This is a genomic window from Staphylococcus capitis subsp. capitis, assembly GCF_040739495.1.
GTDB lineage: Bacteria > Bacillota > Bacilli > Staphylococcales > Staphylococcaceae > Staphylococcus > Staphylococcus capitis.
This window is the reverse complement of the sequence record NZ_CP145263.1, coordinates 639294-652055: the sequence shown is the minus strand read 5'-3', so window position 1 is coordinate 652055 and position 12762 is coordinate 639294. Positions and strand designations below refer to the sequence as shown.

Here is a 12762-nt window from a genome sequence, read left to right as displayed (position 1 = left end):
CCTTCTATATTAAAAATATATTTAGTAAAAAAATCTGAACGATCTAGTTGAGTCACAGAAGCGTTCAGATTTTTGTTGCATTATTTACCTTTTAGTTTACGTGATAATTTAATCTTAGCCTTAGTTAAACGAGGTTTTACTTGTTCAATCAATTGATATAGCGGTTGATTAAGGACATAATCAAATTCACCTATTTTTTCACTTAAATATGTGGCCCAAACACGCTTAAATGCCCATAATCCATAATGTTCTGAATCTTTATCTGGATTATTATCAGTTCCACCAAAATCATACGTGGTAGCACCGTGCTCTCGAGCATACTTCATCATTTCGAATTGCATATGATGATTTGGTAAGAAATCACGGAAATCATTTGAAGAGGCACCATATAGATAATATGACTTATTACCTGCGAACATCAATAATGCACCCGATAAATAGATGCCATTTGGATGTTCTTTTTCAAGCTCTGTTAAATTCACTTTTAGTTCATGAGTTTTCTTAATTTTATTTTCAGCATCGTTTATTTTATTTAATGTTTTTTTGTCTTGCTTTTTCTGTTGTAGCTTTTCTTTTTCTTTTGAAAGATTATCTAAGTCTTTATTAACTTGTTCTAAAACTGGCTTAGGTTCTAATTTCACTAAGAAAAGTTCTGCATCTCCATCTTCATGTAATGCATCATAAATATTTTCAAAGTAACTAATATCACGCGTTAAGAACCCATCTCGTTCACCTGTAATTTTCATCAAATTAGCGAAAGTTTTTAAGCCCTCACGTCCAGTACGTTCAACTTTAGTACCTCGTTTAAGTGCTAAACGTACTTTAGAACGATTGCGTCGTTCAAAACTTTGGATAAGTTCATCGTCAGATTTATCGATAGGCGTAATCATTGTCATTCTAGGTTGGATATAATCCTTTGATAATCCTTCTTTGAACCCTTTATGTTTAAATCCTAAATCACGAAGGTTTTTTAAAGCCTCTGCGCCTTTATCAACCTCAACGTCAGGATCAATTTTGATTGCATAAGCTTTCTCTTCTTTAGCTACCTGTTTAGCAATTTCCAACAATGTCTCTAAAGCTTCTTTATTATTATAATCAGTTACAAAACCTCTTGATATATAGCATAAAGTGAATGGTAATTTAGGTATTTTTTTGAATAGTAATTGTCCTACACCTTTAATTTCACCATTTTCACCAACCGCAATTCGTCTTGAGTACCATCCAGTTAATTTCTTAGTATCTGCCCATTTAGATAATTGCAGTAAGTCGCCATTTGGATGAGATTTTACAAATGCGTCATGTTCTTGATTAGTGATATTCATCTTTTCCATGCTTTATAATATCTCCTTTATTTTACAGTAATTTTAATTATACATCCTAACCTTGATACTGTCGATTAAGGACGTTATAAACCTTTTAGTTATGTCTATACAGTGTTGCTTGTTATAATGATGATTATTATTAGATAAAGAGGTTTTCTTAATGAGAAAAGTCATTCTATTCTTATTTATCATTTTAAACTTATTAGCTATTATAACATCGTTAGCTCAACCGCTCACTGTATCAAATTTTAGTTTGAGAGTAATGTTTGTAGCGTTATCATTTGTTTTATCTATTTTCTTCTCACTTATAAGAACATCTCGTTTTGACACTATTTTAAGTATGATTTCAGTAATCATTGCATTCATTCACATTGCAATCATTGCTCAAAGTACTTATGAATACCTATATTAATTTATAGGTTCAAAGCGATATTTTGCACCTCTAATTATTATTGAATATGGAGATGTCGCTTCTGAATCTTTAATCACTAGAGTGTGATAGCCTGGGTCTTTTCCATCTTCAATTCTAAAAAGGATATCATCATCCGCTAAAATGAGGTCAGTATACGTATCAGTTTCATCTACAACTTTCATGTCATACCATTTGATCCAATTGTCTACTGTTAAATTGCGTTTTTCACTACTCACAACAAGCGTTTCTATTGAGAATTGCTTCTGATACAAGTCTTTTAAACTTTCTTCTTTATATGCTTCACTCTCATCCCATTGAATGAAGAATGGAGGTTTAACATTATAGCTAGGATCTGCTATATATAAAAGTTGCCATCCTACTTTATCCCCTTTTTTATTTTCCCTTTCCATACGAACAGGTCCTATGACATCAATATTTTTCTTTTGTAAAGTTGCTTTAACTTCTTCTATGTTTTTAGTTCGCAAACAAATTGTCTTGAACCCTTGATTAAAGTCATCTTGGGCTATTTTAGTAGCAAATGAGACACGTCCCTCTTCTGTTTTAGCTACTTTCTTAAGTTTTTCTTTATCTTCAACATCTAACAATTCAATATAATTACCATTAATATAAGATAACTGGTTATACGTACCAAATTGATGATGTTTCCCACCATTATGTAACTTTAATAATTTCCCAGGAAATTCAAATTGATTGAGTTGATCAATGTAATGAATAATGTGATCAAACTTAAGCTCCATCAACCTACCCCCTCTACCTATAATTAATTTTTATTTTAACAAAAAGCGTGCCATTTTACTTTAAATATCTAAAAGAATAAAAAGGTATTGCAATATTCATATATTAGTCATATAATATATCTTGCGTTCAAAAAAGGTTAGCCAAGCTAACTAAATATCATGAATGAGGTGTTATTAATGTTAAACAATGCTTTCTTCAATAGTTTTATAGGTGTATACAGACCATACACAAAATTAACTCAACCGATTTTAGATAAACATGATATTCATACTGGGCAATGGCTTGTTTTAAGAGACATAGCAAATTTTCAACCAACTACATTAGCAAAAATTTCTAATCGACGTTCTATCGAAAAACCAACTACTCGTAAAATAGTTAAAGTACTCCTTGATAATAAATGGATTAGTACAGAACAAGGTAGTGATAAGAGAGAGAAATTACTAAGACTAACCACTGAAGGACAAGCCTTGTTTGAAACTATAAATAAAGAAATTTCGGTAATACAAAAAGATATTATAAAGAAAGTAGGCTTAACAGAAGCACAACTAACAGAAATTACAAAAGTTATGTCTCAAATACATGAGACACTTATTAAGGAGGAAAAATAATGAACGAAGCGATACCTACTAAAGATCCCATATTTACTAAAAGCTTTAATCTCAATTTTGTAATTAACTTTTTCGTATATTTATGTATGTATCTTTTGATAGTAGTCATAGCTGGTTATAGTAAAACTGAATTTCATGCTTCTGATTCACTTGCTGGGCTGGTCGTAGGTTTATTCATAGTTGGCTCACTTATTGGACGATTTATCACAGGAAAATACGTTAACTCTTTTGGGCCAAAAAAGATACTCATTTTCGGATTAATTTGTTTAATCATTACTCAATTACTTTACTTCATTCCAGGTTCAGTGTGGTTCTTGATGATAGTAAGATTACTTAACGGTATTGCTACTGCAATCGCTACTACCGCAACAGGTACCATTGCTGCTTACGTGACACCACCTACACGTAAAAGTGAAGGAATTAGTTTATTTTCTTTAAGCTTAGTTTTGGGTACAGCGATTGGTCCTTTCTTCGGCATGTTGCTAATGAATTCATTTTCAATTCAAATTCTATTTATGATTTGTGTAATATTAGGAGTATTGAGCGGTTTACTATCACTCTTTATAAAAATTGATTTTAAAACTGTTGCATCTAAAAATGATACGTCTAATCGAAAAGCATTTAGTTTGGGGAATTTTATCGCAAAAGAAGCAATTCCTGTTGCGATTGTCATGATGTTAATTGGTGTCACATACGCTGCGATTCTCACTTACTTACAAGCATTTGCAGTTGAAAGAAACTTAGTAACTGCCGCAAGTTACTTCTTCATATTTTATGCAGTAGCTTCACTTGTGACACGCCCAATTGCAGGTCGATTAATGGATGATAAAAATGAAAATGTAGTTGTTTATCCTGCATTTATTTTCTTAATCATAAGTTTTGCAATGTTAATGTTTAGTTTTGATGGCTGGGTATTACTCATTGCTGGTATTGCATTAGGTATCGGGTATGGTAACTTATCTTCCTCAATGCAAGCCATTGCAATTAAAGTATCACCTTCAACGAAGTACGGCTTAGCTACATCAACTTATTTTATTGGTTTAGATATCGGTATTGGCTTCGGACCATCATTCCTAGGCCTTTTCACACATATGATTACTTATAGTCAATTATATGGCATTATGGCAATATTAGGCATAATTACGTTATTTATTTATTTTGTAGTTCATGGTCGTAATGTTAAGCATCAATAGATTTAATAGGTTTTAAACTATAAAAGCGCCTATCCCTTATATTTTGGGATAGGCGCTTAATCTATTAATTAGCAATACTAATTGTTTCAATTTCACCAGTCATTTTATCTAATAATTTCTTTTGTTTAGCATCAAAGAAATAGAATACTTGTCTTTCATCTGTTTCAGAACGTAATTTAGAAATTAACTCTTTTTTGTAAATCTTTCTTATAATTACATCAATTTTACTTGTATCCCATAACATTTCAAAATGTAATGTATCACGGAGTTCTTTACCACTAATCTTAGTATCTGCATAAACTTTGTATAAAACCACAAATTCTTCAATCGAAATGCGATAAGTCGTCTTTAACCAATGTTTAAGTTGACTTAATTCTCTTTCAGATGCGATAAAACGTTGTACTTTGTTACTCATAATAAAATGCCTCCTAATGTTGATTCTTAGATGTTATGTTTGCATTATAAAATTCAATTGCTTAACTTTATTATATAACAAAGTTTGCATTTAATCTATTACAAATATTAAAATAGCGTCTAAATCTTGTTAAGAATTTAAACATTTTAAACAATCAGTTATATATTGAAAGGCATATAAAATATCTAAATAGATTTTGCTATAGCTATGTTACATAATTAAACGCTTTAAAATATAAACATTTAAAATTAAAACAACACACAATAGTTAATTTGAAGCTATAAAGCGAAAATCGCCAGACTCTAAAAAGTTTGGCGACATAAAATGAGGAGTTAATAAGGAATTCCAATCTTCTTTGACTAGATACAGTTTTCTATGAAATACTCTGTTGGTCTGGCTACTATCCTCCGATATAATTCATATTTATTTTTTTACGTTTGCGATTAGCAACAGTTTGTTCTGTTCGTTCATCAGAATATCGGTCATCTCGAATATGCCACAGCGCTTTGAATTGTTCTTTTAATTCTTCATCTGTTGCTCCAGATCTCATGAATGCTTTAACGTTAAATCCATCCACAGTAGCAAATAAACATCCGTAAAATTTACCATCTGATGAGAGTCGTGCTCGAGTACATGTAGAACAGAATGATTGAGACACACTAGTTATCAAACCAAACTTCGCTCCGTTATCATTATGCCTATAATATTTAGCAACTTCTCCAAAATATTTAGGTTCTAGTGGCTCAATATTAAAATGTTCTTCAATCATATTTAGCATTTCATCTTTGGTAACAACTTTACTAAAATCCCAACCATTGTCGTTACCAACATCCATAAATTCTATAAATCGAATTTCAATCTGCTTATCTTTAAAATAGTCTATCATTGGTATGATTTGGTCATCATTCACACCTTTTTGTATGACGACATTCACTTTAACGTGAAATCCGATTGAAACTGCATAGTCTATTTGTTCTAAAATAGTAGAAGCTTTAATATTACGGTTATTAATTGCTTGGAAAACCTCATCGTCAATCGCATCTAAACTTACATTAATGCGACGGAGTCCTGCATTATAGAGATTTTGGCCATGTTTCTTTAAAAGCAAGCCATTTGTCGTTAAGCCAATATCCTCAATACCCTCAATCTCATTAAGCTGTTCAATCAATTGATATAAATTACGACGTAATAAAGGTTCGCCTCCAGTAATTCTAATCTTTTTGACACCTAATTCAGCATAAATACGTGAGATACGAGTCATTTCTTCAAAAGTTAGTAGCTCTTCTTTAGGTAAAAAGACAAAATCATCTCCAAATATCTCTTTAGGCATACAGTAATCACACCTAAAGTTACATCTATCTGTGACAGATAACCTTAAATCACGTATAGGTCGGCCTAATTTATCTTTAATTTGCTCTACTACCATATTTGGGCCTCCTTAATTTCTTATCTTCGTTTTTAGAGAGTCCAAGTCTTGCTGATAGTTAATATTGTCGTACCAATAATGAGGAGAATGAATTTCAGAAACGTCTAACCAGTCAGTGGATAATTGATTGTACACATGTCGCAAACTATAGTCATCTGATTGCAAAGCTGCCTCTATCGTTTTCAATGCGTGCGGACTATAAAAGGCAATCGTGGGTATTTTTGTTTCTGCGTCTTTAAAAGCCGCAATATCTAAGTGATCCTCAATGAGATGAGAAATCATAAACTGATATAATCCACTTATAGCTTTACTTGTAATCATAGGTGTATCAACTGAAACTACAAAAAATAATTCCTCATCAGAATATTGTTTCATTACTGAATAAATTCCTGCTAATGGGCCCTTATTTCTACTATTATTATCGTCAATAACAACGTTTTGATGTTCAAATAAAGGCGCTAATTGTTCATTGGTGCTAATAATAACCTCGTTAAACATATTTGTTGAAGTCAAAGTGTTTATGATTTTTTTATAAAATGGTTGCCCTTCTATTTCTGCAAATGCTTTAGGTTTACCAAAGCGTTCAGAATGACCACCTGCTAATATCATTGCTTTCACTATACCTAACCTCCACTAACTGGTGGAATAAGCGCTACAGTATCTTGAGGTTGTACAATATCATCTTTTCTGACAAACTCCTCATTCACTGCAACTTGAAATTTTTTATTTTCAATTTCTGGATGTTGTTCAAGTAGGTAAGCTTCAAATTCTTGAACTGTCATCGTTTTTTGAGTATCTATCTCTTCAGATGATTGGTTCAAAATTTCTTTCAATTCTGCGAAGTAAAGTACTTTCATAATGTTCTCCCCCTCTTCGCTTCTTGATGGGTACCCTTTTGGTGGCCTTGCCACTCTTCACCATCTTCCCAAATTTCTTTTTTCCATATAGGAACAATTTCTTTTATGCGTTCAATTGCATACTCATTTGCTTGATAAGCATCTTTTCTATGTGGTGAAGATACCGCTATAAGCACTGCGATGTCAGAAATTTGTAACGCTCCGATACGATGCACAATTGTAGTTATCGTGCCAGGCCAACGTTGCTTAATTTCATCGCCAATTTGAGCTAATTTCTTCTCTGCCATAGGAGTATAAGCTTCATATTCTAGATATTTTGTTCGAACTCCCTTTGTCCATTCTCTAACATGACCAGTAAAAACCACAACTGCTCCTTGATGTTCATTGAGTGTGTAATCTCTGTATAGCTCAGTTTGAATCGGTTCAGTCACGATTTCAAATTGCTTCATTAATTTTTCAATCCTTCTATCTTAATCAATTCTAACAATGCAATCTCAAATTTTTCATAAACATTTGATTCGTTCAAATTGATAGTGAAACATACATTGGTTAGTTTAGATAACATTTCTAAGTCGCTATCATCTCTATATACAACAACTTTTTTGAACGGTTCTTCTTTAAAACCTTCTACCAAGATGATATTACAATCAATTGTAACAGATTCTTTAATAATATCAGTAAGATTCTGTTTACTTATACGTGTTACTGTTTGTTGAAATGTTTCACCTTGTACAATGCTTTGATCAGCGCCTGCATTAAAATGTTTCATATGATCAACATCATCATTTTGCAGTGTAATATCATTCCCCAAATGGCCATGATGTTTAATTGTCGCTACAGTAAATCCCTTTTCTTTTAGAAATGAAACCGCATGTGTCATTAAAGTTGTCTTTCCTGAATTTTTATATCCTACAATTTGTATAATCACAACAGCAATTCCTCTTCAAACGCATTAGATTCTGTAAGTATTACATCCACCGTGTGCCCTGCTTTGAAACCTCGTGTTCCACTAGGTAACATAATCATCGCATTGGCATGTGCAATCGCTACAACAGCACCTGATTTATTAAAACCTGACGGGACAACTGTAGTACCTGAAGGTGTTAAAGTCGCTTTAGCTCTGATAAAACGAGTAAAAGGATTAGGCTTAGTAAAATCTTCCATAAGTGTCGCTTTGATTATTTGAGGATAACACTCACTTGCGCCTATCAATTTATTAACAGCTGGTTTAACGTATAATTCAAAACCAGTAAAACAAGCTGAAGGATTCCCAGATAAACCAAATAAATATTGTCCATTACTAAATGCGACTGTTGTAACACTTCCTGGTCTTTGAGCAACCTTATTAAATAAGACATTTGCATCTATCGCTTTATATATTTCTGGTAGATAATCGAAATCACCTACTGACACACCACCTGTAGTAATGACGATATCATGTTGAGATAAAGCATCTTTAACTACTTGAATGCTACTTTCCAGATTATCCTGTTGTAATTGATATGTGCCTACTTCTAAACCAATTTTTTTAGCTAACGCTTTAATCATAGGTCCGTTTGAATTTCTAATCTTACCAGGTTCTAATTCATCTTCTACATCTAACAACTCACTACCTGTAGCTATAATTGCTACACTTGGTTTAATCGTTACAGGAACTTGTGTATAGCCATACGTTGCTAATACTGCAATCGCACCCGGATTAATATGTTGTCCTTTTTTAAGTACGATATCTCCAGTTGTCGTTTCTTCGCCTTTTAGTGATATATTTTCAAGATGATCAAACGGCTTACGTATAGTAAAAGTTGATTCAGATTCAATAGTTTGTTCAAACATCACAACTGCATCAGCACCCTCTGGTATTTGCGCACCAGTCATAATACGAACCGCTTGATTTTTCCCTAAAGTCTTAGTTGAGACTGAACCCGCTCCTATATGATCGATAACCTCAAATTCAATGCGATGTTCACCGCTAGCATCTTTAGAATCTTCACTACGTATGGCGAACCCATCATATGGTGACTTATTAAAACGTGGAATATCATACGTTGCAACAATATCTTCTGCAAGAACACGCCCCAAACTTTCATCTAAATCCACTTTCGTAGTACGAATCGACACATTTTGTTTCATTATGCGAGAAATCGCTTCTTTTACTGGAATAGGATTTCTTTTTTCAACTGGCATATTTTCATCTCCAAAAATAAATTATTTTCATGATATACTAAATCCTGCTAGGAGGAATAGTATGAATAACTTTACACATATAAACGAACAAGGGAACGCTAAGATGGTTGATGTTTCTGACAAAGAAGTAACTAAACGTCAAGCACGTGCCCATTCAAGTATTACTGTAAATGAAACGATTTATAGGCAAATTATCGATAATACTAATAAAAAAGGTAATGTACTCAATACTGCACAAATAGCAGGAATTATGGCTGCTAAAAACACATCTACAATTATACCTATGTGCCATCCTTTACCTCTAACAGGTATAGATGTCAATTTTGAATGGGATACATCTCAAACACCTCATTATATATTGAATATCACTGCAATTGTTTCAACAACTGGTAAAACGGGCGTTGAAATGGAAGCACTCACTGCCGCATCAGCAACAGCTTTAACTGTTTATGATATGACTAAAGCAGTCGATAAAGGGATGGTCATTGGCCAAACCTATTTAGAATCTAAGTCTGGTGGTAAGTCTGGTGACTATCAAAGAAAAGTATGAGAAATACATTCATGTCTTGATTGTTGATTGAAATAAGGGATGGTAATGTAAATCAATGTAGTTTACCTGCTATCCCTAAATCTTTATTCACTATTATTTCGTTAATTCATGAACAAGGTGATTTAATTCAGGTTTAATTAGTTTTTCAATTGCAAGTTTGACTGCCCCAGTTGATCCAGGTAAAGCAAAGATTAATTTATCTTTTGCTGTGCCTCCAATAGCGCGTGATAATAATGCGCGTGTACCCACATCCTCTGAGTAACTTAAATAACGAAATAATTCTCCAAATCCTTCTAATTCTTTAGTTAATAGTGGTCTTACCGCTTCAATCGTAACATCTCTTTGAGAAATACCAGTACCACCTGTTGTAATAATGACATCTATATTTTCATTGTCTTCTAACCATTGTTTTATCTGTAATGTAATTGCATTTTTATCATCTTTAACAATCTTATAATGGTGTTCTTCTATACTTACATTAATCTCTTTTAGAAGTGATTGAACTAATTGCCCGCCTTTATCACTATCGAAATCCCTTGTGTCAGAAACAGTTAGTATTGCTACATTAATATTTCTTTCTAATTGAACATGTTCATGTTGATGATTGTTCATGATAATTCACTCCTTTATTATCCAAACAATTGATTAATTAATTGTATCGCTTGTTGAGGTTGAGTCATATTATGAATAAGGAACCTACCCCCATTGAATGCAACAATACGATGACCCCTAAATTTGAAAATAGTCATATAAAGATTCGTGCGATAATGTATATGATGCTGTTCTAGAAAGGTAGTAAGTATTTCCTGAGAAATATTTTTATTCTTATACTGTACTGTATCTCGCCCACAAAGTGTGGCATAATTTTGGCGTTCCTGATTTAAATATGGAAAATGAGGGCGACTACCGCATGTCGGGCATTGATCTTGATGCATTTTACTAAACCCAATCCTATAATGATCACCTTCCCATATATCTCCATAAGTCAACTGAGGCTTAATATCATGACCTGTTAGCAACTTTAATGCGTCTTTTAATTGAAGACTTGTAGTCATAGTCACCGCAGGTTGAATCACGCCTACAGTATCACATGTTAAATTTACTGAAGGCAATTGAGGCATAAGACAATTAAAACAAGGTGTTTGTTCTGGGATAAATGTAGCCTCGGCGTAAGTACTTTGAACTACTCCACCATATATCCAAGGAATATGATGCTTATAAGCGAAATCATTGATTAACTGTCTTGTATCGAAATTATCAGTCGCATCAAGTATTAAATCTACTTCTTTACCATGTTGTTCTAAAAAAGGATAATCCACATGTTCTATCCATGCCTCAATAACGACATCATTACGTATTTGAATTAACCTGTTCTTTGCAGCTATCACTTTAGGTAATGCTTCATGTGCATCATTTTCTGTGTAAAGTGTTTGTCTTTGCAAGTTACTATATTCAATATAATCTCTATCAACTATAGTTAATTTACCAATGCCTGCTCTAACTAACCCTTCTGCCAAGTGCGTACCCAATGCGCCCATTCCAATAATAAGGCCATGTTGATTTTCAATCTTTCTTTGTCCTTCTTGCCCAATATGTTTAAATAACATTTGCCTAGAATAACGTTCTTGATTCATATTGGTTATCCTCTCATCAATATTTGTTTCTATTATAATGTCTATTTTTATAAGTAACAAAATTTATACACACAAACACCTCTCCCATTACAGAAAGAGGTGCTAATGTTCATTTATTCATTGCCAATATTTACAATTTCGTGTGCCATCTTCTTAGCTTCATAATTTGAATGTGTAACAAAAATAATAGGTATCTTCCACTCATCAAATATCTTTTGCACTAGTGCAATACTCTCATCCTTCGTCACATCATCTAAACTTGAGAAAGGCTCATCAAGTAATATCAAATCAGGCTTCGTACTTAATGAACGTGCTAATGCAACACGTTGCGTTTCTCCACCAGATAAAGTCATTGGATATTGAGTAACTAAGTGAGAAATGTTTAGTGTCTGAATTAAATTATTTATATGCTCAGATGGTTCAGTCATAAAAGTGATATTTTTATACACGTTCATATTTGGAAAAAGCTGATAATCTTGAAATAGATATCCAACATTACGTTGTTGAATTTTGACATTAATTTTATTTTCCGTATCAGTCAAGATACGATTATTCACTTTAATTAGTGCTCGGTCAGCTTTCTTTAAACCAGCTATGATATTTAGTACAGTAGTTTTACCTATTCCCGACGGACCTCGAATGGCATATATTTTAGGGATTTCATCATTAATGTCGACACGGATGTTGATATCCTTTAATAAGTATTCTAATTGAATCTTCAACATCTAATCGACCTCCCTATATTTATCATGATTGATTAAATTAATCGTAGTAATAACGACTACAGAAAAGGCAACTAGGACGAGTACCCATAGCCAAGCTTCATTTTCCTTACCTTGTTCAACTAAGAAATAAATTTCAAGTGGCAACGTATTTGTCTTATTAGGAATATATCCAGCCACCATTAACGTCGCACCGAACTCACCAATCGCGCGAGCAAAGCTCATCATAATACCTGCTAATATAGAACGTTTGGATAAAGGTAATATCAATTTGAAAAATATTTTAGTTTCGCTTGCACCCATTGTTCGCGCAGTATTTAGCATTTTCTTATCTATCATTCTAAATCCACCAATTGTATGTTGATACATTAGAGGAAAACTAACAATGACAGATGCAAGTACTGCACCTGTCAAAGTAAAAACTACTGGTAAGTGTAGAATATTGGTAAAGAACTGACCTATAGGTCCTTTTGTTGAAAAAACTATTAATAATATAAAACCAAGTACTGTAGGTGGAAGTACTATTGGTAATATTATAAAACTTTCAAGGATTTTTACCCAATGCCCTTTTTTGTTATATAACCATTTGGAAACAAATATTCCTAAAATTGTTACAATAATTGTACTTGTAATCGCGACACGTAATGATATCCAAAATGATGTTAAATCAGGCATAGTTT

17 protein-coding genes are annotated in these 12762 nt (G+C 32.9%); 4 read left to right on the top strand and 13 right to left on the bottom strand.

What is annotated here, in order from left to right:
- Window positions 1-80: 80 nt before the first annotated feature.
- Window positions 81-1331 carry a lipid II:glycine glycyltransferase FemX gene (locus V6C74_RS03175; RefSeq protein ID WP_002453795.1) on the bottom strand — a complete coding sequence of 417 codons (1251 nt, stop codon included), beginning with the start codon at window positions 1329-1331 and terminating at the stop codon, window positions 81-83.
- Window positions 1332-1482: 151 nt separating this feature from the next.
- Here V6C74_RS03175 and V6C74_RS03170 point away from each other — a divergent pair, with 151 nt between their 5' ends.
- On the top strand, window positions 1483-1734 hold the full coding sequence (locus V6C74_RS03170) for a hypothetical protein (RefSeq protein WP_002432919.1): 252 nt from the start codon (window positions 1483-1485) through the stop codon (window positions 1732-1734).
- Here the strand turns inward: V6C74_RS03170 and V6C74_RS03165 are convergent.
- A complete protein-coding gene (locus tag V6C74_RS03165; RefSeq protein WP_002453796.1) occupies window positions 1731-2492 on the bottom strand; it encodes a VOC family protein in 762 nt (253 codons plus the stop codon). The two genes, V6C74_RS03170 and V6C74_RS03165, sit on opposite strands and share 4 nt — an antisense overlap.
- Window positions 2493-2660: 168 nt before the next feature.
- On the opposite strand from V6C74_RS03165, the gene V6C74_RS03160 reads away from it, so the two are divergent.
- Together V6C74_RS03160 and V6C74_RS03155 are read left to right on the top strand one after the other, a co-directional pair.
- A complete protein-coding gene (locus tag V6C74_RS03160; RefSeq protein WP_029625759.1) occupies window positions 2661-3101 on the top strand; it encodes a MarR family transcriptional regulator in 441 nt (146 codons plus the stop codon).
- Window positions 3101-4294 carry an MFS transporter gene (locus V6C74_RS03155; protein ID WP_016898629.1) on the top strand — a complete coding sequence of 398 codons (1194 nt, stop codon included), beginning with the start codon at window positions 3101-3103 and terminating at the stop codon, window positions 4292-4294. The genes V6C74_RS03160 and V6C74_RS03155 overlap by 1 nt, the downstream gene beginning before the upstream one ends.
- 64 nt (window positions 4295-4358) lie before the next feature.
- Here the strand turns inward: V6C74_RS03155 and V6C74_RS03150 are convergent, their stop codons facing one another.
- From V6C74_RS03150 to glp, 7 genes are all read right to left on the bottom strand, one after another.
- Window positions 4359-4709, bottom strand: a complete 351-nt coding sequence (locus V6C74_RS03150; protein ID WP_002432752.1) for a SarA family transcriptional regulator — start codon at window positions 4707-4709, stop codon at window positions 4359-4361.
- Between the two features lie 400 nt (window positions 4710-5109).
- Window positions 5110-6135 carry a GTP 3',8-cyclase MoaA gene (gene moaA, locus V6C74_RS03145; RefSeq protein ID WP_002453799.1) on the bottom strand — a complete coding sequence of 342 codons (1026 nt, stop codon included), beginning with the start codon at window positions 6133-6135 and terminating at the stop codon, window positions 5110-5112.
- Window positions 6136-6147: 12 nt separating this feature from the next.
- Window positions 6148-6753: a molybdenum cofactor guanylyltransferase MobA gene (gene mobA, locus V6C74_RS03140; RefSeq protein ID WP_002432559.1), complete on the bottom strand. Its 606-nt coding sequence runs from the start codon at window positions 6751-6753 to the stop codon at window positions 6148-6150.
- A 5-nt stretch (window positions 6754-6758) separates the two neighbouring features.
- Complete coding sequence (gene moaD, locus V6C74_RS03135; RefSeq protein ID WP_002453800.1) at window positions 6759-6992, bottom strand: molybdopterin converting factor subunit 1; 234 nt, start codon at window positions 6990-6992, stop codon at window positions 6759-6761.
- Window positions 6989-7441, bottom strand: a complete 453-nt coding sequence (locus tag V6C74_RS03130; protein ID WP_002453801.1) for a molybdenum cofactor biosynthesis protein MoaE — start codon at window positions 7439-7441, stop codon at window positions 6989-6991. Before V6C74_RS03130 ends, moaD begins: the two co-directional genes overlap by 4 nt.
- Window positions 7441-7920 carry a molybdopterin-guanine dinucleotide biosynthesis protein B gene (gene mobB / locus V6C74_RS03125; protein ID WP_002453802.1) on the bottom strand — a complete coding sequence of 160 codons (480 nt, stop codon included), beginning with the start codon at window positions 7918-7920 and terminating at the stop codon, window positions 7441-7443. Before mobB ends, V6C74_RS03130 begins: the two co-directional genes overlap by 1 nt.
- The gene (glp, locus tag V6C74_RS03120; RefSeq protein ID WP_002453803.1) at window positions 7917-9176 is read right to left on the bottom strand and encodes a gephyrin-like molybdotransferase Glp; all 1260 of its coding nucleotides are present in this window, start codon (window positions 9174-9176) and stop codon (window positions 7917-7919) included. The genes mobB and glp overlap by 4 nt, the downstream gene beginning before the upstream one ends.
- Window positions 9177-9237: 61 nt before the next feature.
- On the opposite strand from glp, the gene moaC reads away from it, so the two are divergent.
- A complete protein-coding gene (gene moaC, locus V6C74_RS03115; protein ID WP_002432275.1) occupies window positions 9238-9726 on the top strand; it encodes a cyclic pyranopterin monophosphate synthase MoaC in 489 nt (162 codons plus the stop codon).
- Between the two features lie 93 nt (window positions 9727-9819).
- On the opposite strand, the gene V6C74_RS03110 is transcribed toward moaC, so the two are convergent.
- From V6C74_RS03110 to modB, 4 genes are all read right to left on the bottom strand, one after another.
- Window positions 9820-10338: a molybdenum cofactor biosynthesis protein B gene (locus V6C74_RS03110; protein WP_002453804.1), complete on the bottom strand. Its 519-nt coding sequence runs from the start codon at window positions 10336-10338 to the stop codon at window positions 9820-9822.
- Window positions 10339-10355: 17 nt separating this feature from the next.
- Complete coding sequence (locus tag V6C74_RS03105) at window positions 10356-11360, bottom strand: ThiF family adenylyltransferase (RefSeq protein WP_002453805.1); 1005 nt, start codon at window positions 11358-11360, stop codon at window positions 10356-10358.
- Between the two features lie 113 nt (window positions 11361-11473).
- Window positions 11474-12085, bottom strand: a complete 612-nt coding sequence (locus tag V6C74_RS03100) for an ATP-binding cassette domain-containing protein (protein WP_002453806.1) — start codon at window positions 12083-12085, stop codon at window positions 11474-11476.
- On the bottom strand, window positions 12086-12757 hold the full coding sequence (gene modB / locus V6C74_RS03095; protein ID WP_002453807.1) for a molybdate ABC transporter permease subunit: 672 nt from the start codon (window positions 12755-12757) through the stop codon (window positions 12086-12088).
- Between the last annotated feature and the right edge of the window lie 5 nt (window positions 12758-12762).